Below are 24,231 nucleotides of genomic sequence, written 5' to 3'. Positions count from 1 at the left end.
TCCGCCGTCCTACGATCTGTATTTTGGTGTAGATCTGCACAATGCCCATGCCCAGCCCGATGGCAGGTATCACTACCATTCCAATCCAAATGCTCTGTTTTTGGATCACGACCTTGATAAACCGTCACCTGTTATTGGCTTCGCAGCTGACGGCTTTCCGATCTACGGGACGATTTTCAAAGACAGCGACGGCAAAATTAGACCTGCGATCTCTGGCCATGAACTCAAAACTATACCACGACCTGCTCCACCGACAGGGCCGGGTGGTACGCCGGACGGGACATATATCGACGACTACGAGTTCACTGGGGCTGGCGATCTAGATAAGTGCAATGGCATGACTGTGGATGGCCAGTACGGATACTACGTCACGACAAGCTACCCGTGGGTGCTCAACTGCTTGGTCGGAGCACCTGACAGGTCATTCGACAAAAGGTGATCTCTAGCCCCGATTTCGGAGATGCAGTTTTGACCTATCCTGGATTAACCCAGACATTTTGCGTTTTCTCCGCGATGCTAGCGGTATTGCGAAATCGCTCGCAATTCTAATCTGATTGGGATTGCCATCTGTTTAAAGCGGTCAAAGTGATTCATTCAATTTGAGACTGCTGCCTTGGGGCTCAAATCAAATGTTCTTTGCACCCAAGCCTTTTAGCCAAGCGTTCCTGTCGATCTATCGGATCATGAGAAATAGAGTACTGGGGCTTCAAATGACTTGGCCCCGGTAAACTGTGGGTTGCGACGAAGCGACGAAAACACAATGCTCGCTTCGCCGTACACTGTTGTTACTTTAGGTAGGTGTTGAACCAATCAATAGTGCGGTCCCAGGCTAGGTTTGCCATTTCCTCGTCATAACGAGGCGTACTGTCGTTATGGAAACCGTGGTTGGCATTTTCGTAGATGTAGGCTTCGTATACCTTTCCGTTGGATTGCAGAGCGGCTTCAAAATCCGGCCAACCTGCGTTGATGCGCTCATCAAGCTCTCCCATCTGAATCAGCAAAGGTGCCTGAATTTTGGCTACATCCTCAACTGCTGGCTGGCGACCATAGAATGGCACGCCCGCGAACAATTCGGGGTAGGCCACGGCAATTGCGCTGACCACACCGCCGCCGTAGCAGAAACCCACAGCACCGACCTTTCCAGTACAATCATCTCGGTTCAATAGGTACTCAAATCCATTGAAGAAATCGTTCATCAATTCGACCCGGTCCACTGTCTTTTGCAGCTCGCGCCCATCCGCGTCGTTGCCTGGGTATCCTCCCACTGACGTCAGACCGTCGGGGGCCAGTGCCATAAACCCGGCTTTTGCCAACCTGCGCGCCACATCCTCGATGTAAGGATTCAGGCCGCGGTTTTCGTGGATCACCAGCACCCCGGGCAGGGGCTCTTCAACGCCGGCAGGTCGGACAAGGTATCCGCGAACATCACCGGTTCCATTCGGTGAAGGATAGGTGATGTAGTCCGCGTGGATATCGGGATCGTTGAACGACACTTGCTGAGCCATCGCGTAGTTCGGGCTGAGCATGTTCAGCAGCGCGACCGCTGTCACGCCGCCGACCGTGAACTTGCCTGCGCGGTCCAGGAATTGGCGCTTGGTGATCTTGCCGTGCGCGTAAAAGTCATACAGGTTCAGAAGTTCCTGGTCGAAGTCTTTTGCCGTCATGCGAGTCATTGTGGATCTCCTGATGAGTTTGGCAGTCTGAAGGGTGGGTAGTATCCGATCTGAAGGTCTTGATTTGATTGAGCGTCTGGATGGGCTTCCTAAGATACCGCCGGTGAAAGTTCCTTGTTCGCGTACCGTTCGCGCAGCACGTTCTTTTGAACTTTTCCCATAGTGTTTCGCGGCAACTCCTGGACGAGTTCGTAGCGGCGAGGATGTTTGAACCGCGACAGTTTGTTTCTGATGATCGAGTCGATCTGTTTCACCTGAAGCTGTGCTCCAGGCTCGGCAACCAAAGCAGCAATAATTGCTTCTCCAAATTCGTTGTCGGGAACCCCGAAGACCGCCGATTCCTGAACGCCATCGACATCGTTCAAAACGTCTTCAATTTCTTTGGGGTAGACGTTGTAACCACCAGTGATGATCAAGTCTTTTGACCGACCTACAATCGACAGGTAGCCATCCTCGCTGTATTGGCCTAGATCTCCGGTGATGAAAAATCCATTTTCTCGAAGCTCTTCAGCCGTTTTTTCGGGCATTTGCCAATAGCCCTGGAAAACATTGGGGCCACGCACTTCGATCATTCCGACCTCGCCCTGGGGCAGCGGTTCTCCAGTTACAGGGCTGGTTACGATCACCTCGGTGCCGGGTAGAGCCATACCAACAGTTCCCGCGCGACGCTCACCGCTATAAGGGTTAGAGGTGTTCATGTTCGTTTCGGTCATACCGTAACGTTCAAGGATACGGTGGCCGGTGCGCGTTTCGAACGCCACATGGGTCTCTGCCAGCAACGGGGCTGAGCCGGAAACAAACAGACGCATGTTCTCTGTGATCTCATCGGTGAAACCGTCATGCGCCAGCAATCGAGTATAGAAAGTGGGGACACCCATCAGAAGGGTTGAATGCGGCAATTCTTCCAAGATCATACCAATGTCGAAATTCTCCATCAGCCGCACTTTGGAACCGGCGAGTAGTGATGTGTTCATCGCCACGAAAAGCCCGTGCGTGTGAAAGATGGGCAACGCGTGAATCAAGCGATCAGCGTCGGTGATACCCCACAAATCCACAAGGGCTTGGGCATTGGACAGCAGGTTTCGGTGGCTGAGCATCGCGCCCTTGGACCGGCCCGTGGTACCTGATGTGTAAAGAAGCGCCGCGAGGTCGTCCGGCGCGCGATCCACGGTTTCGAATACACAAGGCTGTGCGTCCGCTTCGCGGCTCAAGCTTGGATTTTCGCCACACAAGGTCAGGAGCTTTGCACCAGACCGGGTCGCCAATTGTTCGAATTTAACTTTGTCGTGGCTGTCGCAAACGATTAACGCAGGTTGCGCATCAGAGATGAAATAGTCCAACTCTGCCATGGTATAGGCAGTGTTTAGGGGCAGGTAGACAGCACCTGCCTGAACCGAAGCGGCATACAGCGCAATCGTGTCGGCCTGCTTGGGCGCTTGCACAACGATGCGACTGCCGGGGGAAACTCCGCTGTTCTGCAAGACATGCGCGATTTGCGCGGTGCGCTGCAGAAACGCATCATAAGTGACCACCTGGCCATTATCGAGTTGCAGGAATGGAGCCGTGTTGCCCTCGTGGCGGGCAAACAAACTGTCGTAAAGTGTATTAGTCACGCTGTATTTTCCCTAGGCTTTACCGCAAGCGTCGCAGTTGAAGCCGCGCGAATTGAACGCGAGGCTTGGATCGTGGCACGTGTCGCGAATTCTTCGTGGTAACGTTCTGTTTTGTTCAAATCGTAAAGGTAGTTGACCATCGCGCCTCCGGACTGAGCGCGTCCGTTTGGCGACAGATCTGCTTGAGAATGCAGTTCATGAAGCTCGGCACCATTCCCAAGGTGAAACCGCGCTACAGGATCCAGTGGCATTCCATCTTCGCGCTTGGCGAACATCAAGTACCGGGCGGCCATCGCGCGCACGTCCTGCGGTATGGCTGTTTCTGCCAGAACGGCCTCGGCCGCCGGGCCGTGTTCCGGGTGCCCTGTTTCACCGGCCAGCCATCGGCTCAGCCCCGGTATCGGCGACAAGGTCACATATGTATCAAGCCCGCGAAGCTCTCGCGAAAGCTCGGTCACAACCTGCTTTATCAATAGATTGCCAAAGCTGATGCCCGCCAAACCCTTTTGGCAGTTTGAAATGGAATAGAACGCCGCGACTTTTGCCTGATCGGGCTCGATCGGTTCCCGAGCGTCGGATAAAAGTGTGTCAATCGCCTCCGGGATTTCAGCGGTCAGAGCGACCTCAACAAAAATCAGTGGCTCATCTGGCATCGAAGGGTGGAAGAACGCAAAACATCGACGGTCCGGTGGGTAGAGCCGTCGCCGTAAGTCGTCCAGATCGTTGATCTGGTGCACCGCTTCATAGGCGACGATCTTGTCCAGAACGCGAGCAGGGGTATCCCAACTGATTTGCTTGAGGACAAGAAAGCCTCGGTTGAACCAGCTGCGCAATAAATGGACGAAATCGATATCCGTTCGCTTGAGTTCAGGGTTGGGTTTGAGAAAGCGCAGCAGGTCAACGCGCATGGCCACAAGTTCTTGCGTCGCACCAGAAGGCTGGTTCAACCGCCGTAACAACTCTTGCCGCCGTGGTTCTGAAACTTCACTAAGCTTTTGATAAAGTTTGACACTTTTGTCGCTTGCGTAGAGGCGGGCTGCTTCAGAAAGCTGATTCGCGTCCAACTCTAGCTTGTCATTCAAATAGACAAAAAAGTCTAGTTTCTCCGCATCATTCAGAGTGTGGTAGCGCTCAAGGATCGTAGACGCGAGCGTGAATCCTGAAACTTCACCTTCCGCAGATAAAAGCGCCTCACATAGTTCGGAAATGGACCGTTTGTCATCCTTGCCACGCCTTTTGTCGGAACGGTCCAGCAATTGGTTTAGTAGATCACCCAGAAACCAATTCTGCTGCATTTCAGGGCTCCATCTGGCTGCTAAGGTACTCACCTGTTCGGCGGTAGTGATCGATAAGGTGCCGAGTTGCGCCGTCTGCGTCGTGATTTAATGCGGCGTCCAAGATTTGCTGATGTTCGGCGGCGATGTCTCGTTTTTTGTAACTCGACCCGCCGGCCGCCAGATAGCGGTAGCGAATGTTCAGGTCGTAAAGCTGCGAGCAATACCGCAGCAGCAACGGCAGTTTCGAATTGTCCAACAAGGCCATATGAAACGCCTTGTGAGCGTCCTCAAAGTCTTGTGCCCCGTTCTGGCTGGCCTTTTTCATATGATGGTGACGCAAGACAAGCCGGTCTTCCCAGGCCGCATCCGCATTGGTGATGGAAGCGCGCAATGCGGTTTCTTCAAGGTTGCATCGAAGCAGAAGGATTTCCTCAAAGTTACACTTGCTGACTGGCGCTGCCCGAAATCCGCGCTGATCAATCCGCTCGACCAACATGTCCGAAGTCAAAAGGCTAAGCGCTTCCCGAACTGGACTAGCGCCAGTGTCCAAAAGCCCGCGAAGCTGTTCGATCTTGAGTTTTTGACCCGGAGGTAATTCGCCGGTCAGGATTAATTCGCGCAGCTTTCGATACGCTCCATGAGTGGCTGATGTCTCTTTGCCCTCAGTATCAAGCATGGCGTCCATATCCGACTGTTCCTATTTCGCGGCAAATACTCTTGAGTGCACTTAACTGAAGGCACTCGTTCCAGTCGATAGACCAACTGAAATGTTCAGCGAGCCTTCGTTGATCAACCAGCGCCGAAGTACAAAACTACGTGCCCCACTTTTGTGCATAGGATCGTCTTCGGCCAGCTTCCGGGCGGATTCAAGGCTGTCGGCGCGATAGATGATCAGTCCCATCCCCTGCATATGCTCTCCAGTTTCATCCGACATGGGGCCTGCAAAAGCCAGCTGCCCCAAACGTTCCAGCTGCGTCTGATACGCCAAGTGATCTGGCAGTGACGCCTTTACATCATTCGGCGCTTTGGCTGGCGTGCTGAGCGCGACGTAAAGCTCCAAAGCAAGCGCACCGCGGCTTTTTGCTTCTGATTTGTAGTCTGCCCAAGCAACCATTTGCTGTCTCCAAAAATATCGATATTATTTGACATATGGCAAAATAGTCGGCAAAAATCAAGCGAACTGACATGGATGGTGAAAATGAAATACCTGGTGGGAGAGACTTCGGAAGGCACGGCGGTTTTTGCTGTAGACGGTAAAAACGCAGTGAATCTAACGGCTTTGGACCCTGCCGTCGGTTCGGATTTGATGGGTTTGATAGCCAAGCCTGAACTGGCCGACTCACTTGCCAGCAAAATTGACGCGGCAGACAGTGTGCCCGTGTCTTCCATCACTCCGGCATTGCCCGTTGCTGCTCCCGGAACGATTATTTGCATGGGGTTGAACTACACGGACCACATCAAGGAAGGCGGGTATGACATCCCGGAATATCCGACGCTGTTCATGCGCGGGAAGAATTCGATCATGGCGGCAGGGCAACCTATGGTACGGCCTGCCTGTTCCCAGAAGCTCGACTACGAAGCCGAACTTATGCTGATCGTTGGAAAACGCGGCCGCCATATCTCGGAGCAGGACGCACTGGGCTATGTCTTTGGCTACACTGTATTCAACGATGGTTCGCTGCGGGACTATCAGCGCAAAACCGTTCAGTGGACACCCGGCAAAAACTTTGATGACACGGGCGCGATCGGCCCTTTCACCGTGACTCCGGATGAGTTGCCCGAAGGGGCATCAGGTCTGAAGATCGAAAGCCGTGTGGGTGATGAAATCCTTCAAAGCTCGAATACCGCCAACATGATTTGGGGGGTTCGTCAGGTCATCGCGACGATTTCGGAATATACTACTCTGGAGCCGGGGGATTTGATTGCGCTGGGTACGCCGCCCGGTGTCGGACACGCCAAAAAGCCCAATCCCCGTTGGCTGAAGCCCGGCGAAACCGTTGAGGTCGAGATTGAAGGCATCGGAATCTGCGCCAGCCCAATCATTGACGAAAAGGACGCCAAATCCAAGGTGGGTGCAGCATGAGCGCACCAACCGGAGCAGAGCTGGAGGCGCTTCGCGCCAAGGCGCAGCAAGATCACCGCGATCTGCGCGAGCGCATTCCACGCTTGTCGGATGACGCGATCGCCTTGATCTTGCGCGAATCCAGATCGCACTACGCGTGGACCAACAAGCCTGTTTCTGACGACATACTTGAAGAGATCTACGACATCACGATCAACGGCGCGACCAGCATGAATACTTTGCCCGCGCGTTTCGTTTTCGTGAAAAGTCCCGAAGGGAAAGAGCGGCTTGCAAAGTCGTTAAAGCCGAAGAACGTGCCAAAGATGATGGATGCTCCGGTCACGGCGATCATTGCCTATGACATGGACTTCTGGAAGGAACTGCCCTTTCTTTTCCCGCACGAAGACCGTCGGCCATTGTTCGAAAACAAGCCCGACTACGTGGCAGACACGGCCTTTCGAAATGGCACGCTTCAGGGCGCTTACTTCATGATTGCGGCCCGGGCGGTCGGGTTGGACGTCGGCGCCATGTCAGGTTTTTCGAACAAGATCGTGGATGAGGAGTTCTTCGCGGGCACGACGCTCAAGTCCAATTTTCTTTGCAATCTGGGCTACGCGGACGAGACCGGATTGTTCCAGAAGCTTCCACGTTTTCCATTCGATAAAGTTTGCTCTTATGCATGAGGAGGTGACGCTGTGGCTATGAAAGTGAAACCCGTCGTGACTTACCGCACGACAGCTCAGTGCCCGACACATGCGCGGACTGAAATACCAATTCGCGATCTAGATGTTGTTGTCGATGAACCCGTCGAACGCGGCGGGACAAATCTTGGTCCGTCTCCGACCGAAACCGCAATGGCAGCCCTGATCGCCTGTACGAATGTCATCGGGCACAAGAACGCACATCGGTTGGGGGTTGACCTCGGCACTGTGACAATCGACGCGAAATGCAGGTTGGATCGGCGCGGTGTCCTGATGGAAGAGGAGATTGATGTTCCGTTTCCGGAAATCGAACTCACCGTGAATTGTGAGACACCCGCCAGTCAGGAGGAGCTGACACTCGTGGGCGAGGAGACAGCCAAGTATTGCGCCATTGCAAAACTGTTCGAAGCGGCAGGCACTGACCTGACCGTCAACTGGGTCAAAACAAACAAATAAAGACAAAAGACCCGACTTTCTGGGAGGAGAGAAATGAAAAACTGGACCAAACGCAGCCTAGTGGGCGCTGCTCTGGCGGGCGCCATGGCGATGCCCCTCGCGGCAGAAGAGACCATCTCTGCTGTCGTAATTGATGGCTATCCCGACCGCGCGTTGTGGGTGAAAGAATTCACCAACTTCTTCATTCCAGAAGTGGACAAGCGGTTGGCCGATTCCGGCAACTACAAGATGAGCTGGCAAGAGAACTACGGCGGTTCGATCGTCAAGCCCAAGGGCGTTCTGGAAGGTATTCAGCTGGGATTAGGGGACATTGGCATCGTTACCACAATCTTCCATTCTTCGAAGCTTCCCAGCCAAGGAATATCGGGCTCGACACCTTTTGTGGCATCGGATTCCCGCGCGGTCGCCAAGGCTGTTGATGAAATCGCTCGTGAATACCCGGCGATGCAAAACGAGTTCGCCGCACAGAACCAAGTTTATCTTGCTACCGGCGTTGTGCTCGACACCTATCAAATCTTCTGCACGGAACCTGTTTCTTCGGTTGCCGATCTTGAGGGCCGCAAAATCGCGGGAGCAGGCCTGAACCTGCGTTATCTTGAAGGGATCAAGGATGCCGCTGGTGTACGCGGGGGACTAACCGATTTCTACAACATGCTTCAAACCGGCCTGGTCGACTGCGGCATGCTTTGGCCCGAAGCCGCAAAGACGTTTAAGATCGCGGAAGTAGCGCCGTACATGCTCAAGGCTGATCTGGGAGCAGTGAATTCCAAGACCATCACCGTCAATGCCGACTACTGGGCTAGCCTCCCGGACGAAGTCAAAGAAGTGTTAAAGGCCGTCGCCATCGACTACCGTGACCATGTCGCCGGCATCGCGATGGACCGCGCCGCTGCTTCGCGGGATGCGTATGTAGAAGCGGGTGGAACAATCGTTGAGGTTTCGGACGAAGACCGTGCCGCTTGGGCAAACGCCATGCCGAATGTCGCGCAGGAATGGGCCGCGACGCTGAACGATAACGGCGAGCAGGGCACAGAGATGCTGGCCGCTTACCTCGGCAAGCTTCAGGATGCCGGATTCACCGGCGTGCGTGACTGGACGGCTGAATAACTGTCTGGCGATCCACGAAAGGGGCCTTTCATGCTGAAGACCGCAGTTGCTGGCTTGTCTCGGGTCGCCAATTCGCTTGCAATCGCTGCCAACGCTTTGGGTACTATCGTTGTCCTTGCGTTGGTGGTCATTCTGAATATTGACGTCATCGCGCGTGGCCTGTTTTCAGCCCCTCTGCGCGGGACCTACGAGATGGTCCAGTTTTCGGTCGTGATGATCGTTTTCTTGCAGCTGGCTGACGTGGTCAGAGTGGATCGGCTGACGCGCTCAGACGGGTTCCTGAATCTGCTGCACCATCGTCGCCCGGGTCTGACAGCCAGCTTGAGGCGCATCATCAACGCCATATCTGCAATCTTCATGGCCTTGATTGCGTATGTGACCTTCCCAGAGTTCCTGCATATGTGGGAGACGCAGGATTACTTCGGAGTGCCCGGTCTTTTCACATTGCCATGGTGGCCGGTCAAACTGGTCATCGCGTGCGGTACTGCGCTTGCGTGCGTGATCTTCCTGCTTAAGGTCGTCACGGCGCAGGACCGCCCGCAGCTTGTCCGCACCCCTGAACATGACGAGGCCGCAGAATGACGCCGATTGAGATTGGCCTGATCTCGGTCGTTGCCATCGTCTTTTTGATCTACGCAGGCGTCTACATTCCGATTGCTTTGGGCGTGGTCTCCTTCGTGTCGATCTGGCTGATGCGGGATAACTTCACGCTTGCGCTCAATCTGCTGAAGGTTGCGGTGGGCGACAGCGCGATGGAATACAGTTTCGCGACCATCCCGTTGTTTACTTTTATGGGGCTCATCGTTTCAAAAGCGGGACTAGGCAGGGACATTTACGAAGTCATGACCATGCGGTTCCGCAAGGTCAAAGGCGGTATCGGAATGGCGACCGTCGGAGCCAATGCCGTGTTTGCGGCCGTTACCGGGTCGTCCATTGCGTCCGCATCAGTGTTCACCAAGGTCTCGGTCCCGCAGATGATGGCGCAGGCATATAATCCACGGTTTGCGGTTGGGGTTGTGGCCGGGTCGTCGGTTTTGGGGATGATTATTCCGCCCTCGGCGATGCTGATCATCTATTCCTTTGTCGCCGAACAGTCCGTAGGGGACATGTTTCTGGCGGGAGTAATACCCGGTATAATGCTGGCGATAGCTTATGTGGGCGCGATCTGGTTGATGGGCCGCTTCACGCCTGCATTTGTGGGCGGCCGGGTTGTCGATGACACCGAATGGATGTCCGGACGCGAGATCGCATCTAAGACCCTGCCCACATTGTTCATTATCACGGTAGTGCTCGGTGGTATTTACACAGGATGGCTAACCGCTGTCGAGGCGGGTGCCGCCGGGGCTCTGGTTGCGCTCGTGATCGCAGTCGTGCGCAAGTCCATGACACCAAGAGCGTTCTGGGACGCGTTGCTGGAAACCGGTCACATTACAGCGGCGATTTTGTTCCTGATTACGGCGGCTTCGATCTATAGTCGCATGCTGGGGCTGGCCGGGCTGCCAAATCAGTTGCAGGATTTGCTCGCGGGAAATTCCGCGTCCTTTTGGTCGATCATGCTGCTCTACGTTCTCTTGATGCTTTTTCTGGGAACTTTGCTCGATACGGCGTCCATCATTCTGATCGTCGTCCCGCTGTTCCTGCCCATGGCCGAAGCCCTGGACATGTCGTTGATCTGGTTTGGCATTATCACTGTGGTCGGCGCCGAAATCGGGCTTTTGACCCCGCCTTTGGGCATATCTTGCTTCGTCATCAAATCGACGATCAACGATGACCGAATATCGCTCAAGGATGTGTTCATGGGCGCACTTCCCTTTGCGTTCGTGATGCTGATCGTTCTGTTTATTCTGATCGAGTTCCCGATCCTCAGCCTTGCCCTGATTTAAGGAGGCAAAGATGCGCTCTGTCACCAAAGACAATATCACCGAAGTCTTCATGGGTTATCTGTCCAAAGACACCGATCCGCGGATACGTGAAATCATGGGATCACTGGTCAAACACCTCCACGATTTCGCGAGAGAAACAAACCTGACGCATGACGAATGGCGCGCCGGGATTGCATTTCTGGAAGGTTGCGCGGCTGTGGAAACCGAGGACAGGCATGAATTCGTACTCGCCTCGGATGTGCTGGGCCTTTCGTCATTGGTGGACATGTTGCATTCAAGTTCTGATGCAACAAGTTCATCCGTACTTGGCCCTTTCCATGTCTCTGGCGCGCCGCCTCTGCCATTCGGCGGGGATATGAAGCGCCACTACGGTGGACCTGTGCTGCTTGCTGAAGGCGTGATCCGGGACACCGATGGTAATCCGATTTCCGGTGCAGAGCTGGATATTTGGCAAACCGCACCGAATGGAATGTATGCAAGCCAGGACGAAGAACAGGACACCTATTCTTTTCACGGTCTGATGACTACCGGTGACGACGGTAAGTATGCATTCACGACCGTCAAGCCAGTTGAATACACGGTACCGTCAGATGGGCCGGTCGGGGATATCCTGCGCGCCTGCGGCCGCCATCCCTGGCGACCTTCGCACCTTCACTATATCGTCAAAGCTCCTGGCTACCGTTCTTTGGTCACTGAGATTTTCCCCGACGACGATCCTTATTTGGATCAGGATACAGTGTTTGGGGTTCGGGATGATCTGGTGATGACCTATGTTGAAAGGCCAGTTTCAGAATTTCCTGATGGCATGGAGCTTTCTGGTAAGATCACTGAACCTTTCTTGCACGTGAAGTTCGATGTGAAGCTTGCCAGAGTCTGAACGATATTGAGGAGGCTTGAGGTGCTGAAACATATCTTCATATTTGGTGCCGCGCTGATTTGCAGTAGTGCTATCGCAGAAGAGCGCCCGATCTTTGACGCGCATATTCATTACAGCCACGATGCCGTCAAACTGGTTCCTCCCGAACAAGTGGCCAAAATCCTTCGAGATGCGGGCGTTCGTAAAGCCCTGGTCTCCAGCTCTGATGACAATGGTACTCAGCTGTTGTTGGCCGCGGCACCGGACATTGTTGTTCCGGCACTGCGCCCTTACCGGCGTCGCGGTGAAATCAACACCTGGATGCACGATGAAACCGTAATCGAGTATCTGGAAGCAAATCTGGCAATGAACAAGTACGAAGCCATCGGTGAGTTTCACGCTTACGGCGACGATATCAAAACGCCGGTCATCCAACGTATGATTGCACTAGCCAAAGAGCGGAACCTCATCCTGCATCACCATGGTGATCGAGAGGCAGTTGACCTGATCTTCGAAACCTGGCCGGAGGCTCGGGTCTTGTGGGCGCACTCTGGCTTTGATGATCCGGCGAGTGTTGTTGACGCGCTGGACACCTATCCAAGGCTTTGGGCCGACTTGGCATTTCGTTCGGACATGGCCTCACGAGGCCGTATCGACCCGGATTGGAAGGCGGCTTTCGAAGCCCATCCGGATCGTTTCATGGTCGGTACGGATACATTTGCGCCGGAACGTTGGTATTACGTAGGACCTCATGCCGATTTTTCGCGTGAATGGTTGGATTTGCTGCCGGACCAGATTGCGGACAACATCGCCTATGCCAATGCCGAACGTTTGCTGGCATCAGAATGATCCGCTGCGCTGTCTGGTTTCTGATTTGGTCCAGCGCGGCTTTTGCTTGTGACGTAACTGGGCAAAGTATGAATTCGGAGGTTCAAAACGCACCCGAGGTTTATCTGTCTGTTGATGAAATTCCGTTGGCTCAACCGTTTTCCTTGCTGGTTTCAGTTTGTAGTGAAACTGCCGTGGGCCAAATGCGCGTGGATGCAATCATGCCCGCTCATCAACACGGTATGAACTATACCCCCAAGGTTACCGCGTTGGACGGTAGAACGTTCCGCGTTGATGATATGCTGTTTCACATGCCGGGTTTGTGGGAGCTGCAGGTTGATGTCGACATCAATGATCAATCAATTTTCTACACGTCAAAAATTGCGTTGAAATGAAGCTGTGGATGACAGCGGCGCTAATGGTCCTGACCGGCGCAGTGCGTGCCGAAGTCTTGCTGTCTGCTGACGAAATTGAACAAACGCTGACTTTTGGACCGTGGCCACCATCCTTCCAGTCGGACCCAAGCAATAGGGTTTCGAATAATGCCAGAGCGATCGCGCTCGGAGAGGCCTTATTCAACGATCCGTTGTTATCCGTCGACGGTGCATTTTCTTGTGCAAGTTGTCATGATCCTGAACAGGCGTTTACTACGTCGGAGGCGCGGGCGCTCGGCCATGTACTGTTAGACCGAAACACTCCATCACTGCGGAACCTGGCCGGACTCCGCTGGTATGGGTGGGGTGGCAAAAGCGATAACCTTTGGGCAGCCAGCCTGCATCCGATCATCGAAGAGCAAGAGATGGCGCACAGCCCCGAAAGCCTAAAAACAGCAATCTCTGAAAGTGCCTACATTGATGACTTTGAAGCTATTTTTGGCGTCATCCAAGATCAAGGCCCAGAGCTTGTTCTGGTGAATACCGCAAAAGCTCTTTCGGCTTATTTGGAGACTTTGGTTACCGACCGGACGCAGTTTGACGATTTTCGCGATGCCTTGGAGGATCAAGATTTTGCAGCGGCCGCGTACTACCCCGAAGCAGCCCAGCGAGGTCTTCAGCTGTTTTTAGGGCGCGGGAATTGCGTGTTTTGCCACAACGGCCCGAGGTTTTCCAACAATGAGTTCCACGATGCCGGTGTACCATATTTTCTGAATGAAACCGAGGTTGACGAAGGTCGGTTTGGTGGATTGAACTTTTTGCTCTCAAGCCCCTATACACTGGACGGCGTCTGGAATGACGATCCGGATAAGCAAGGTGTTTGGGCCGTTCGAAATGTACGCCGGAGCCACTCTGATTTTGGAACCTTCCGGACGCCCAGCCTGCGCGGGGTGGCTGAAACCGCACCGTACATGCATGACGGCAGCCTAGGGGATCTGAATGCAGTGATCCGGCATTACAGTAAGATTGATACGGAAAGGCTGCACGCCGACGGTCAAGCCATTTTCTCGCAATTGAATTTGTCTGAGCAAGAGATTGCAGACTTAGTTGCGTTTTTGATGACGCTGTCCAAGGCGCTTTACTAAAGCGTCTGTGTGTTTAAAGCCCGGGAATGGGCTATTTGGCAAGCTGGTTCGGCGACTATCGTTTGCAGTGCCGATGAGGGGGTTCTGCTCGCTCTGGATCAGAATTGCTTGACGTTTGGGTCAGAAATGGATGACGTGATCGGCCGATTTGTTGAGGTTTTGGATGTCGATTGAGTCAAGTATCAGTGACGTTCCACAGTACTTGTTGAACGTCATACGAACCTGACCCAAACGTCACAGTTGGACCAGAAACGAGGTGAACGATCGACATCGGATGGCACCCCAAGTCAAACATACTTTCCACTATAAAAATCAGATGCCAAGCTGAGATTAGTTGCTGTCAAACATCAGATCGTTTTGATTGCGCGCTACAACTGACCCAAAATCGTGGGAAAGAGCCCATTGCCGCGGTCGGCCAACCTTCGATCTCTCGCATGTGCAGTACGTCGCGAACCGCATATTCCAGACATTCAGGTCAAGATTGCGAGAGGCGGATTAGCGGGACAAAACTGACGTTCAACAAATCTAATTGAAGGTCGGCTTATTTGCGCAAACTAGCACAAATTTCACAGAACAGGTATCAGAGAAAAAACTCTGCCCGTTCAACTACCCAAACCATCGCGACCAGACTTGCGCACGCGGCAACGGCAGCGCGAGAGCTGACCCAGATACGGCCTGGTTGTTTACGCAGCAACAACACCAGGGGCCAGACCAATAGAACGATTATGACTTGTCCAGCCTCTACTCCAACATTGAAGGCCAGCAAGCTGTGCCAAACGTTTGGTGCATCAACTCGTAGAATTTGATGCAACATGAAGGAGAAACCAAATCCGTGCAGCAACCCAATCCCGGACGTGATGGCAAAAGCCTTCAGGTCGCCATGTCCTTTCTCTGGTGGCCAAACCGCTATCGCAGCAGCGTAGATAATTGAAAGTGCTATTGCCAGTTCGACAGTTGGGATGAACCACGCTCCGCTCGGCGCGAAGCCAAAAAAACCTAAAATCAGTGTTGCCGTGTGACCCAATGTAAACCCTGTGACGCGGGCTAATAGGCTGTGTAAGTTCAATGCACCGATGATCATGCAAAGCACAAACAGAACGTGATCGGGACCTACCAAAATATGTCGAGTACCTTCGACAAAGAAGGTCGAAGCGGCTGCGGTTGCTGATCCGGAAACTTCGACCGGGGTATGCATCAGGCCCCGCGCACGAAATGTCCGAACATCCTGCCCGTTATAGTCGAGGATCAGGTTCGCCGTTTCTTCTTGTTCAGGAAGCCCCGGATCAGAAGTGTAGGATAAACTGTATGCTCCAACCTCTCCCGTCACAAAGCGCAGATGTACGTCAACCATCACCTCACCAACATAAATCTCCTCGGTTGTTGGAAAAACATCTCTTGGCGCAAGTGCCGAGCGTGCCTCATTGAGCGTAGCAAACCCTGGCTCTTGCCCCAACGGATGTAGTCTTATCGAGACGATTTCTGATGTTTGTCGGTCACCGTCGATAGATAGCTCAAAGCTGTTTTCAGCAATACGAGCCAAGCCGGTTGGGTCTTTGTGAAATGCGGCCTGATCCAAGTAGTGCATGAGCACGCCATCTTCGATCACATTGTATGTGTACGGAGCCGGTGCAGGCAAACCGTCCGTACCTTCGGGACCGACGAGTTCTGCAACCAAATAAGGCATCGGAAGGCGCAAATAGACATCTAGGCCATCTTCCGAATGGGCAACATGATGGATACGGACATTCTGGTTTAGATTGAAATGCGCCTCTGCTCTGCCTGAACACAAAAAGATCATGGCAAACAGGAACGTTGTATAAAATAACCTCACGATAGCCACTGAATTACCTTCCTGTTTTGGCGCTAATAATCGTCAGGTCATCGAGCATCCAATGGTCGCCATGCCGCGAAACATCTAGCAAGCCACGATAAGAAACCGCTTGCCTATGTAGATGCCCCCAATGACCTCCGCTTACACGGGCAGTCCAATTGGCGAGAGCCTGATGCTGATTTCTGTCTTCGCCGGGCGTGAAGCTCTCGACATTCAGGTCTGAAATCGCTTCGACGCGAGCCATGGCACCAGAGGGCAAGGTAACTGACAAGCCACGACGCATTTCTGCTTGAACCTTGTCGCGATTAATTGCTTCGACATATGGCTCCATCGCACCTAAGGCATTATCATCTCGCGTCTCAAGCATCGTAGTTCCGATGTTGGTCACTAGCCCTTCTATGATTTGACGCGTCGCGATCTCATCCGGCTCGGGCGCTGTCAACGGGTTGTTCAGGGAATATGTGACGATCGCAGCGGCACCGAATGCTCCGGACAGGCCAAGCAAGATCAGACGCTGACTATTTGCACGCTGCAACGAGTAATAGGCGCATATCAAACACAGAAAACCTAAGCCGAACGCAAACGATGGCACCTGTGTTACACCCGCGACTTTGACGACAACCGGGCTCGTCTTTGGGTTTGTCCAAGTTTTCAGGTGATTGTTCCAACTTACAACTGGATCGGATGCATAAATCTGCGAGGGGACTGCCCCTGCCGGATCGGAGATGGTGATCGGAATAATATCCAGACCATCTGGAAAAAGTTCCCATGCCAGATCAACTCGGTTCGGCAAGGTCTCAACCGGATAGGAAAGGACAACGCCCAGTAACAGCGTCTTTCGGTTTGCCTCCGCCTCATCCGGAAGAACACGCAAGCCTTCGGCCCCAACTTCGATACGTGAGACCTGTACCGTTTCCGGTTTCATCGGCTTGCCGTCTACGGCGAGCGGGTTTCTATTCGCAAGAAAGTCCGATACGCCAGACTTGATCCTGGCGACATCATCTGGAGTTAATCGCTCTGCGCCTCCCAAGCCCAGATCGGCCCAAGTTTCGAAATCTTTCAAACGCAATATGATCTCGTGCCGGACGACACGCGGCTCCATGGCCAGGAACGACATCATAGGGGACTTGTGGTGACGGGTGAGATTTGGGTTTTCAAACTTTGTAAACCACGGATCGTTCCAATCTGGACGCATGGTCTCAGCCTGAGAAAGGTAACGATAGTCTGTCACCGGAACACCCATATGCTCGGCCACAACGCCAAGTGAAGCCAAGGGAATCCCGTCTGAATTTAGCGGGGGAATGAACGTGATCCGTTCAGGCTTGCCATTGAACGGAAACTCCATATCCACGTAAACGACATTTTCGCTGCGCGGTCGCGTTCGATACTGAGCGCTCGCTGCTGTTTGCCGGGTAATTCTAGGGCGCACATCAATCGTATTCGTTGTGCTGGTCAGTTCCTCTTCATCTGCCCAGACTTGAAGGTTTTGACCCGTACGCTCAGCCAGCGACCTACCCGAACCATCATCTGGAATGACGAAAATGGGATAGTCGCCCAAATCGACCTCAAGGATAACGCGAACATGATCAGGCTGTACCGAAAGCTCAACAAAGTTTGGGGCGGTTTCTCCGCCGTAGGGGGACACGAGGTCAGCAATCGATTGGTTAGCGCCAATCGCCCAACTTGCGAGCGCCGCGCCCACCCAAACCCATGTCTTGCTGCAATCGCCGACCTTAGAAATGAAACGCGACGGCAGCATAGATACCATTCTGGTCAACATCATAGGCAAACTCCCCGCCCGAGCGGTCAGTGGAGTAATCAATTCCATAGAACTGATAGCCAAACCGCAGGGACGTGTTCTCCCAGCCTTTCCAGTCGAATCCAGCCAGAAGCAGGTATTGCAGGTCGTCGCCATTCACGCCGAACCCACTCAGTTCGGCACGGCTAGCGAAACTCCATTTGTCGTTGATTTCCATGATGTAGCGAAGTGCAATCATTGGTTCGAACCATTCCTCTGTCCCACCCAACGTCATACCTGGGCCGGGGCCCGAAAGGTCGATCTCTTGTTTAAGGCGGTTCCACTGAACGCCAATTGCAGCGTCAGCTGCATAGCGTCGACCCGAAGCATTGACCCCGTTCGCAAATCGGTAGGCTCCCTGAACATTTACAAAGGTCTGCCGGACATCAACATCGACGTCTACTCGTCCGCCTGGCAGGGTTCCGTCTTCGCCAAGCCTTACATAGTACACTTCCGAGATGATCCCGAAGTCGCCGTTCCAGCCTTCGTAACGTACCGAAGCTGCGCCCTGTAGCACGTCCAGTACTTCGCTCAGACTCAGGTCCAGATCGACGCTTGTTCCATCTATAGTTGATGTGCCCGTAGTGCTGAGCGGAAGGAACAGATAAGGGGTAATCGAGTGCCGCCAACCACCTTCATCATCTTCAGAACGTGCAAGAGACTGGGCGTTGGCGGCATGAGATATCGCGACAAGCAACCAACCAACACAGACCAAATAGCGAGAAATCAATGAGGTATATCGCATAGAGAGTTCCGATCAGAATTGAAAGAACCGGCGCATGTTGAAGTCGCGCCGGTCAAATTTGATATTAGTTGTCACCCGGATACGGGAACTCCTGCCCCAAAGCTTCCGAAGCTTCTTCGTAGATGGGTCTCAAGACGTCATCGACATCGTCAAAGCCACCCTTTGTGAAATCGGAAAACTCCATCACCTCCGGAGAAAGTCCTACCTTCTCAGCATATGAGGTCTTGTCAGCAGGGTTCGGCGGCTCAGCTGGTGCAGCGAGCGGCGGCGCCCAAGTGTGCTCTTCTGTTGCCGCCATCCGAACCGTAATCGCGTCTTTCGTGACATTCCAAACCATGAAGTCATCTGCCAGGCTTAGCGGACCATCATAAGTGCTGCGTATGCGTTCGAAAACATTGTTAGTTGTGTCGAAGTCATTAAAGAAATGATAGGCGACCGCCATTCTTGGCTCAATATCGCTCATGACTTTTCCGAACGCTTCGGGCGCTGTATGTACCTGAGTTCCAACCAGTAGCGCGGATTCGGGCGTAAATCCCATTTTTGCCACAAGATCTGGAACCGCTACAAAGCATTCATGGATGGCGAGGTCAGCGTTCTTAGCGTATTCCTTGAACCACTTGTTCGGATAAGTGTCTGAGCTAAAAACAAATTTTAACCCATTCCATTCCAGTGCGTAGCTGATTGCACCATCAATTGAATGGATGGCTGGAAACGTACGAATTTGGACGCCATTTTCTTCGTAAATTACTTCGTTCTCTAACCTGTAATCGAACTCATTAACCTCCATTGAATAACCGCGGAAATCAGTGACGCCTGCACGACCTGCCAGATCCCATGTGAGCATTTTTTGCATATGATCTAGTGCATATGCAGTACCAAGTTCTTCTGATGGTCCACTTGGGCCCCAAACCCGCAACGGAATATTCCGCCCCATCAATGCGCCACCGATAAACAAGTCATGCAATGCGCCGAAATGGTCGGTATGAAGATGGCCGATGAAGACCTTGTCCAAATAATTGTACGGGATTTGAAGGGAGGAAATTCGCTCGGCCGATCCCGAACCAATGTCGAACAAGAACTTGTCTCCATTGCCCAGTTCCACAAGGAAACACGCAGCAGCCTGAGCAGCTCGCGTTGTAGGCATTCCAGTTCCACACGCGATGACCCGCATCTCGTCTTCGGCGAGATCTTCAGTATTGGGGTAGTACACATCGCGTGGACGATCACGTACCATTGTCGGAGAAACTTCCTCCGTTTCCTGCGCGTATGCTGCCGAAGGAGCGACTACATCTATTAACGCATCAGTAATCGCTTGAGGAGAAACAGCCCAAGCGCCAAATATCACACCAATTGCGAAGTGCTTGCTAAGTCTTCTGTAGTTCATACCTTGGGCCATGTTTAATCCTCCAGTCGCTTAATAGATTGGCAAGCTGGTACTGCGGAGTTTCGCGCTCCGGCTCGCTGTTTTGGTTACAATGTTATGGTTTAAGAGACATTCACGTAAGTGACTCACGGTGAATAACAGGGTGACTCACGGGCCATTAAATGCAAAAATGCGAATGTGGCACGACAATTTAAAAACATCTCGGGCGGTCAGAAGCGCGCTGCCCTTGGCAGGTTGCTTGCCGACGCTCATTTGGATGGATCCGATAGGCTTCAGGCGTTCCTGACGTACATCGTCGACGAAGAGCTCGCTGGCCGGGGAGATCAAATTCGAAGCAAAACTATCGCTCAAGATGTATATGACCGCGATACTTCAGAGGGGACCGATCCGGAAAACATCGTTCGCGTCGATGCACGGCGGCTACGTCAGTTCTTGGAACTGCATTACGAGGGTATCGGAAAAGATGATCCGGTACGACTGTGTATCGATAGCGGTGGATACAGGCCGCGGTTCGAAACTGTCTCAGAAACCAGAGCGGTATCAATCTCAACAGAAGCCAAACGCTTTGGACTGCACATAGGGGCGTTTACCATTGGGGCCATCGTTGGTGCGTTGGTCGCAGTCGGTCTTGCCCAAGATGGACAGGAAACTGCTTCTGCCGAAGTGGGTGGCATAGCTGTAAATGACTCGAACGCGTACATGCAGCGCGTGGCAATTTACGAAAAATCCCCAGCTGCATTACAAGCATTCAATTTGGCGGAACAAGCGCGGACAATGATATTTCCGATCTTCGACCGACAACGCCAGCTACTGGTTCTGTCCGTATTCGAAGGCGTGATTGAGATCGATCCAGAATATTTCGGTGGTTATGCTGGTGCTGCGCAGGCACTCGCGTCCCTTGCGGTGATAACTCCGCCGTCTGACGCCAAGACCGAATATGCTGATGCCGCCATGAAGCTGGCGAACCAAGCGGTTAGCCTAGCCCCAGACCAAGCCTGGAGCCAGTCTGCTAAAAGCTGGGCCTTTTTCGCCAATCGCGACTATGACGCCGCGCTACAACTCAGTAGACGCGCATCAAAACTTGACCCGAATGATGGTGCTGTACTCGACTTTCTTGGTGCTGTGGCCATGTTCTCGGGCGAATTAGAGGAAGCAATTGCAACGGCTGACAGACTTTCTCTGCTAGGTTCCAGTAACCAACGATTTGCTAACAGAAATATCTCGGGCGCGACTTACTTTCATCTTGGTGAATATGAAAAGACCGTAGAGCGCTTTGAGGAGGCAAAGCAACTTGGCGATCCGCTCAGCGCTCCTTCGCTTGCCTACGTTACGGCAGCGCTATCAGCCATGGGGCAAGATTATGCGGCTAAAGCCAAACTGGCTGAACTTGAGCGTGCGTGGCCGGATGCGCCAATAGGTGCAATGCTCAAAAGCATCCACAAAGATGTCGAGAACGCAGAAGCGGTGCTACGCGAGTTACGAAAACAAGGCTGGGTAAGCCCAGTACGATAGGGTGATTCATAACAGCGGGTAGCAGTGCCAAGGTCATAATAGTTTCTGCTGGCGCCGGTACTCAGATCGACACTCAAATCACCGGTGCGGAGTCGAGTTCGATATCAGAAAGTGAGATAAGGGACGTTCGCTCAGTCTTCGCAAAGTCCGCTTTCTACGCGTTCCCGACCTTAGGCGATTGACGTCGAACGACGGCTTCGTCCGCGGACTGTGAGTTCGCAAAAGCCCCGAGTTTGCAGTCGCTGCGAATGACGGCTTTGGCGGGCCGCACTGCAGCATCGCTAATCCTCGGACAATGGCAGCAATGGGCCGGGCGTGTAGCCTTAGATTGGAGGTACGGCACGTACGGTGGCCAACTGTCTGGCCGCTACCCTTTCGCGATGTATCATATACAGCCCCGCACTGATAATGATCGCAATGCCAAGCAGGCTAAGCGTGTTCGGGAAGTCGTTGAAGACAAGATAGCCGAACAAGGTCGCGACCGGCAGCTCAAAATACTGCAGCGGTGCCAGCGTGACGGAAGGCGCAAAAGACAGCGCATAGGTCATCATCATGTGGCTCACCGTCGCGAAAAAGCCAGCGCCCAAAAGCCACAACAGCGCGATGTCTGTCGACCAAACGGGATCAAACAAATCAGAGCCGGAACCTCGCGCAACAATTAGAGCTGGAATGCAAAACAGGCTGGCGATCAGGCCAGTGTGGAATTGCAGGGTCACAGGGTGCACCCGACGCGACAACCCTCGGGTCACAAGAATGTAGAAAGCGAAGGCAACCGCCGTGCCAAGCGGAATAATGGCAACCACGCCGAAAGCTGTGAAACTGGGCTGGATAACGAACAACACCCCAACAAACCCCACAAGCGCCGCGCTAACGCGACGCGGGCCGACGTCTTCACCAAGATAGAACTTGCCGACCAACAAGACGATGAAAGGGGCAACGAACACGATTGCCAGCGCGTCGGCAAGGGGCATCACCCGGATCGCGGCAATGAAGCAAAATGTTGCGAACACCAGCAGCAATGAGCGGAATACCAGCACCATCAACTGACCTTTCGCCACGCGCAACGACAGTCCCATTATCCAGATGAAAGGCGCCATTAGCGCGCATTGCACCACAAACCGAGCAGCCGTGATTTGCCCAACCGGCACACTGGTCGACGCGAGTTTCGCAGACACATCCAGCAAAGGAGCAGTTAGGCAAAATCCCAGCATCAGCGCAACGCCAACAAGGGTGCGATCCGGAGATTGAGGTATGGTTTCAGCAGAGGTCATCTTTTCATTTAGAGATGTCGCCAAATACGTGTCTGTTCTCAATACGACGACAGGCAAAAATCATGCAATCCACGAGTTCGGGTGGGTTAGGATTTGCACTCGCGGCGAATGCCTCCTCGGACGGGCCGAACAGCCGCATCAGGTGGCCGGGTCAAGGGCAGCTAAGGGCCGGCTTTTCCAAGTTTTCTCTCGACGATGAGTTACTTGAGGTCGGTACCGCCATGGAGATTGGAGGGCATCCTTTGTGCTTGTTTCGAAAGCCGCGTCCTAGTCAGGGCTCAAAATCGAATAAATCAGCTACTACGAAGCGGAGGTGTTAATTTCAAACGTGGCCCACGGTACGGACGGGCAGCGTAGTTTTTGCGACCTGGTTGGGCCTTGCGTTTCTGGCGCTTCGCCGGTTTCGGGTTACAGTGAACCATGTGGCGCAGACCCCAGCCGGAATCCCGGCTCTCGCCTCCACCTTGGTTTACCTAAGCCCCGAGGGAGCAACCTGATATCGGAGGTATGAATTCTATTCACATTCCTGTGTCAGCCCTATGCAGACAGATGTCCAGCCGTCAGGATTGCGCATCCACCGACCGGAGATGCCAATGCGCCGTCTTGTCCTGTTCGCCTTTCTCTTCGTCGCCGGTACAGCGCTCGCCAGCCCCGAACGCTGGGAACTTGAGTGGCCGCAGACCAATTTCAGCCGCAGTGCGGTCACGGATTGGTCCGAGATTCAGTCCGGCGGCCCGCCCAAGGACGGAATCCCTGCGATCAATGATCCCAATTTCTTGCGCACCTCTGACGAAACGAGGCTGGGTAAACGCGAGCCGGTGATCACGCTTGAGATCGACGGGGCCGAGCCTCGGGCCTATCCAATACGCTATCTAATATGGCACGAGATTGTGAATGATAGGGTCGGCGGAATCCCGGTGGCCGTCACCTATTGCCCATTGTGCAATTCCGGCATGAGCTTCGATCGGCGCACCGCTGCGGGCACACTCACATTCGGCGTCTCAGGCAAGCTGCGCCATTCCGACATGGTGATGTATGACCGCGAAACTGAAAGCTGGTGGCAGCAGGCCATCGGCCGTGCCATCGTCGGCGATCTGACAGGCACCGAACTGAAGACCCTGCCCACTTGGATGGAAAGCTGGGAAGAGTTCAGCAACCGTAACCCAGATGGGCTGGTGATGAACGAACCGGCCTATAATCGCGACTATGGGCGCAACCCTTATCGCGGCTACGACACCCTGTCGCGGCCTTTTCTCTATTCCGGTGAAAACCCGCCACATGGTATCAGCCCACTGGCGCGCTTGGTCCGCGTCGGCGACAAAGCCTGGACTCTGGAGAGACTGAGCGCAGAGGGCGAGATCTCTGAGGCCGGGATAACGCTCTCCTGGCGCGCGGGGCAGGCCTCGGCGCTCGACACCGGGCTCATCGCCAAGGGGCGCGATGTAGGTTCCGTCCGGGTGCGTAACGCATCGGGACAGGATATCGCCCATGATGTCATGTTCGCCTTTGCATTCCACGCCTTCTGGCCGGAAGGCAGATGGATGCTGGCCGACGGGGGATGAACGTACCGGGCCCTGCATCGCCAGCGACTTCCCGGTCACTCTTCGCTGGGGGATTGTTAGATAAATCCATCTGATACCAACTGGGAGGGTGTTTTAGAACCAGCCGCCTCCATTAGATTGGCAAGATTAAATAAAACCAAAGAGTTTTGGATC

At 53.6% G+C, this 24,231-nt stretch carries 23 protein-coding genes; 13 read left to right on the top strand and 10 right to left on the bottom strand.

Going from position 1 to position 24,231, the window contains the following annotated elements:
* Positions 1 to 439 (top strand): YHYH protein (locus tag ACR0MQ_RS19005; RefSeq protein WP_480610139.1); only part of this gene is annotated, 439 nt, incomplete at its 5' end.
* Positions 440 to 785: 346 nt separating this feature from the next.
* Here ACR0MQ_RS19005 and yghX read toward each other — a convergent pair.
* The 5 genes from yghX to ACR0MQ_RS18980 all read right to left on the bottom strand — a co-directional run bounded on the left by yghX (position 786) and on the right by ACR0MQ_RS18980 (position 5,677).
* Entirely contained in the window at positions 786 to 1,673 is an 888-nt protein-coding gene (gene yghX / locus ACR0MQ_RS19000; protein ID WP_480610137.1) for a YghX family hydrolase, read from the bottom strand.
* Positions 1,674 to 1,762: 89 nt separating this feature from the next.
* Positions 1,763 to 3,286: a malonate--CoA ligase gene (locus ACR0MQ_RS18995; RefSeq protein WP_480610135.1), complete on the bottom strand. Its 1,524-nt coding sequence runs from the start codon at positions 3,284 to 3,286 to the stop codon at positions 1,763 to 1,765.
* On the bottom strand, positions 3,283 to 4,581 hold the full coding sequence (locus ACR0MQ_RS18990; protein ID WP_480610133.1) for a malonyl-CoA decarboxylase: 1,299 nt from the start codon (positions 4,579 to 4,581) through the stop codon (positions 3,283 to 3,285). Before ACR0MQ_RS18990 ends, ACR0MQ_RS18995 begins: the two co-directional genes overlap by 4 nt.
* Before the next feature lies 1 nt (position 4,582).
* A complete protein-coding gene (locus ACR0MQ_RS18985; protein WP_238528745.1) occupies positions 4,583 to 5,239 on the bottom strand; it encodes a GntR family transcriptional regulator in 657 nt (218 codons plus the stop codon).
* 51 nt (positions 5,240 to 5,290) lie between these two features.
* Positions 5,291 to 5,677, bottom strand: coding sequence for a YciI family protein (locus tag ACR0MQ_RS18980; RefSeq protein WP_260024429.1), 387 nt, complete (start codon positions 5,675 to 5,677; stop codon positions 5,291 to 5,293).
* An 84-nt stretch (positions 5,678 to 5,761) separates the two neighbouring features.
* Here ACR0MQ_RS18980 and ACR0MQ_RS18975 point away from each other — a divergent pair, with 84 nt between their 5' ends.
* The 10 genes from ACR0MQ_RS18975 to ACR0MQ_RS18930 all read left to right on the top strand — a co-directional run bounded on the left by ACR0MQ_RS18975 (position 5,762) and on the right by ACR0MQ_RS18930 (position 13,975).
* Positions 5,762 to 6,646 carry a fumarylacetoacetate hydrolase family protein gene (locus ACR0MQ_RS18975; RefSeq protein ID WP_480610130.1) on the top strand — a complete coding sequence of 295 codons (885 nt, stop codon included), beginning with the start codon at positions 5,762 to 5,764 and terminating at the stop codon, positions 6,644 to 6,646.
* Entirely contained in the window at positions 6,643 to 7,308 is a 666-nt protein-coding gene (locus ACR0MQ_RS18970) for a malonic semialdehyde reductase (protein ID WP_480610128.1), read from the top strand. The genes ACR0MQ_RS18975 and ACR0MQ_RS18970 overlap by 4 nt, the downstream gene beginning before the upstream one ends.
* 18 nt (positions 7,309 to 7,326) lie before the next feature.
* Entirely contained in the window at positions 7,327 to 7,782 is a 456-nt protein-coding gene (locus ACR0MQ_RS18965; protein WP_480610145.1) for an OsmC family protein, read from the top strand.
* Positions 7,783 to 7,815: 33 nt separating this feature from the next.
* The gene (locus ACR0MQ_RS18960) at positions 7,816 to 8,889 is read left to right on the top strand and encodes a C4-dicarboxylate TRAP transporter substrate-binding protein (RefSeq protein ID WP_170542704.1); all 1,074 of its coding nucleotides are present in this window, start codon (positions 7,816 to 7,818) and stop codon (positions 8,887 to 8,889) included.
* A gap of 30 nt (positions 8,890 to 8,919) precedes the next feature.
* Positions 8,920 to 9,471, top strand: coding sequence for a TRAP transporter small permease subunit (locus ACR0MQ_RS18955; protein ID WP_480610125.1), 552 nt, complete (start codon positions 8,920 to 8,922; stop codon positions 9,469 to 9,471).
* Positions 9,468 to 10,772 (top strand): TRAP transporter large permease, encoded by a 1,305-nt coding sequence (locus ACR0MQ_RS18950; protein WP_155150255.1) that lies wholly within the window; start codon positions 9,468 to 9,470, stop codon positions 10,770 to 10,772. Before ACR0MQ_RS18955 ends, ACR0MQ_RS18950 begins: the two co-directional genes overlap by 4 nt.
* Positions 10,773 to 10,782: 10 nt before the next feature.
* Entirely contained in the window at positions 10,783 to 11,649 is an 867-nt protein-coding gene (locus tag ACR0MQ_RS18945) for a dioxygenase family protein (RefSeq protein ID WP_170771303.1), read from the top strand.
* A 21-nt stretch (positions 11,650 to 11,670) separates the two neighbouring features.
* On the top strand, positions 11,671 to 12,477 hold the full coding sequence (locus ACR0MQ_RS18940; RefSeq protein WP_170771301.1) for an amidohydrolase family protein: 807 nt from the start codon (positions 11,671 to 11,673) through the stop codon (positions 12,475 to 12,477).
* A 200-nt stretch (positions 12,478 to 12,677) separates the two neighbouring features.
* Positions 12,678 to 12,851 carry a hypothetical protein gene (locus ACR0MQ_RS18935; RefSeq protein WP_480610122.1) on the top strand — a complete coding sequence of 58 codons (174 nt, stop codon included), beginning with the start codon at positions 12,678 to 12,680 and terminating at the stop codon, positions 12,849 to 12,851.
* 8 nt (positions 12,852 to 12,859) lie between these two features.
* Positions 12,860 to 13,975, top strand: coding sequence for a cytochrome c peroxidase (locus ACR0MQ_RS18930; RefSeq protein ID WP_170771297.1), 1,116 nt, complete (start codon positions 12,860 to 12,862; stop codon positions 13,973 to 13,975).
* A 580-nt stretch (positions 13,976 to 14,555) separates the two neighbouring features.
* Here ACR0MQ_RS18930 and ACR0MQ_RS18925 read toward each other — a convergent pair.
* The 4 genes from ACR0MQ_RS18925 to gntH form a co-directional block, all read right to left on the bottom strand.
* Positions 14,556 to 15,815 (bottom strand): HupE/UreJ family protein, encoded by a 1,260-nt coding sequence (locus ACR0MQ_RS18925; RefSeq protein ID WP_480610120.1) that lies wholly within the window; start codon positions 15,813 to 15,815, stop codon positions 14,556 to 14,558.
* A gap of 4 nt (positions 15,816 to 15,819) precedes the next feature.
* The gene (locus tag ACR0MQ_RS18920) at positions 15,820 to 17,589 is read right to left on the bottom strand and encodes a hypothetical protein (protein WP_480610118.1); all 1,770 of its coding nucleotides are present in this window, start codon (positions 17,587 to 17,589) and stop codon (positions 15,820 to 15,822) included.
* Positions 17,540 to 18,349: a hypothetical protein gene (locus tag ACR0MQ_RS18915; RefSeq protein WP_480610116.1), complete on the bottom strand. Its 810-nt coding sequence runs from the start codon at positions 18,347 to 18,349 to the stop codon at positions 17,540 to 17,542. The genes ACR0MQ_RS18920 and ACR0MQ_RS18915 overlap by 50 nt, the downstream gene beginning before the upstream one ends.
* Positions 18,350 to 18,413: 64 nt before the next feature.
* Complete coding sequence (gntH, locus tag ACR0MQ_RS18910; protein ID WP_480610114.1) at positions 18,414 to 19,745, bottom strand: guanitoxin biosynthesis MBL fold metallo-hydrolase GntH; 1,332 nt, start codon at positions 19,743 to 19,745, stop codon at positions 18,414 to 18,416.
* A gap of 165 nt (positions 19,746 to 19,910) precedes the next feature.
* Between gntH and ACR0MQ_RS18905 the strand changes: the two genes are divergently transcribed.
* The gene (locus tag ACR0MQ_RS18905) at positions 19,911 to 21,245 is read left to right on the top strand and encodes a tetratricopeptide repeat protein (protein ID WP_480610112.1); all 1,335 of its coding nucleotides are present in this window, start codon (positions 19,911 to 19,913) and stop codon (positions 21,243 to 21,245) included.
* A gap of 323 nt (positions 21,246 to 21,568) precedes the next feature.
* Here the strand turns inward: ACR0MQ_RS18905 and ACR0MQ_RS18900 are convergent, their stop codons facing one another.
* Positions 21,569 to 22,516 carry a DMT family transporter gene (locus tag ACR0MQ_RS18900; protein ID WP_480610110.1) on the bottom strand — a complete coding sequence of 316 codons (948 nt, stop codon included), beginning with the start codon at positions 22,514 to 22,516 and terminating at the stop codon, positions 21,569 to 21,571.
* Between the two features lie 593 nt (positions 22,517 to 23,109).
* Between ACR0MQ_RS18900 and ACR0MQ_RS18895 the strand changes: the two genes are divergently transcribed.
* Positions 23,110 to 24,078, top strand: a complete 969-nt coding sequence (locus ACR0MQ_RS18895) for a DUF3179 domain-containing protein (RefSeq protein ID WP_170771288.1) — start codon at positions 23,110 to 23,112, stop codon at positions 24,076 to 24,078.
* Positions 24,079 to 24,231 lie beyond the last annotated feature (153 nt).

The sequence above is a fragment of the Ruegeria sp. AN6 genome, from assembly GCF_056540425.1.
Note: the sequence above shows the minus strand (reverse complement) of the source record. Positions and strands in the feature narration are given on the sequence as shown.

Bases quoted from the DNA above. Each gene is read 5' to 3' on its own strand.
- yghX (WP_480610137.1), bottom strand. From the start codon at position 1,673: ATGACTCGCATGACGGCAAAAGACTTCGACCAGGAACTTCTGAACCTG.
- ACR0MQ_RS18990 (WP_480610133.1), bottom strand. From the start codon at position 4,581: ATGCAGCAGAATTGGTTTCTGGGTGATCTACTAAACCAATTGCTGGAC.
- ACR0MQ_RS18985 (WP_238528745.1), bottom strand. From the start codon at position 5,239: ATGCTTGATACTGAGGGCAAAGAGACATCAGCCACTCATGGAGCGTAT.
- ACR0MQ_RS18980 (WP_260024429.1), bottom strand. From the start codon at position 5,677: ATGGTTGCTTGGGCAGACTACAAATCAGAAGCAAAAAGCCGCGGTGCG.
- ACR0MQ_RS18975 (WP_480610130.1), top strand. From the start codon at position 5,762: ATGAAATACCTGGTGGGAGAGACTTCGGAAGGCACGGCGGTTTTTGCT.
- ACR0MQ_RS18970 (WP_480610128.1), top strand. From the start codon at position 6,643: ATGAGCGCACCAACCGGAGCAGAGCTGGAGGCGCTTCGCGCCAAGGCG.
- ACR0MQ_RS18965 (WP_480610145.1), top strand. From the start codon at position 7,327: ATGAAAGTGAAACCCGTCGTGACTTACCGCACGACAGCTCAGTGCCCG.
- ACR0MQ_RS18960 (WP_170542704.1), top strand. From the start codon at position 7,816: ATGAAAAACTGGACCAAACGCAGCCTAGTGGGCGCTGCTCTGGCGGGC.
- ACR0MQ_RS18955 (WP_480610125.1), top strand. From the start codon at position 8,920: ATGCTGAAGACCGCAGTTGCTGGCTTGTCTCGGGTCGCCAATTCGCTT.
- ACR0MQ_RS18950 (WP_155150255.1), top strand. From the start codon at position 9,468: ATGACGCCGATTGAGATTGGCCTGATCTCGGTCGTTGCCATCGTCTTT.
- ACR0MQ_RS18945 (WP_170771303.1), top strand. From the start codon at position 10,783: ATGCGCTCTGTCACCAAAGACAATATCACCGAAGTCTTCATGGGTTAT.
- ACR0MQ_RS18935 (WP_480610122.1), top strand. From the start codon at position 12,678: ATGCCCGCTCATCAACACGGTATGAACTATACCCCCAAGGTTACCGCG.
- ACR0MQ_RS18930 (WP_170771297.1), top strand. From the start codon at position 12,860: ATGACAGCGGCGCTAATGGTCCTGACCGGCGCAGTGCGTGCCGAAGTC.
- ACR0MQ_RS18920 (WP_480610118.1), bottom strand. From the start codon at position 17,589: ATGATGTTGACCAGAATGGTATCTATGCTGCCGTCGCGTTTCATTTCT.
- ACR0MQ_RS18915 (WP_480610116.1), bottom strand. From the start codon at position 18,349: ATGCGATATACCTCATTGATTTCTCGCTATTTGGTCTGTGTTGGTTGG.
- gntH (WP_480610114.1), bottom strand. From the start codon at position 19,745: ATGGCCCAAGGTATGAACTACAGAAGACTTAGCAAGCACTTCGCAATT.
- ACR0MQ_RS18900 (WP_480610110.1), bottom strand. From the start codon at position 22,516: ATGACCTCTGCTGAAACCATACCTCAATCTCCGGATCGCACCCTTGTT.
- ACR0MQ_RS18895 (WP_170771288.1), top strand. From the start codon at position 23,110: ATGCGCCGTCTTGTCCTGTTCGCCTTTCTCTTCGTCGCCGGTACAGCG.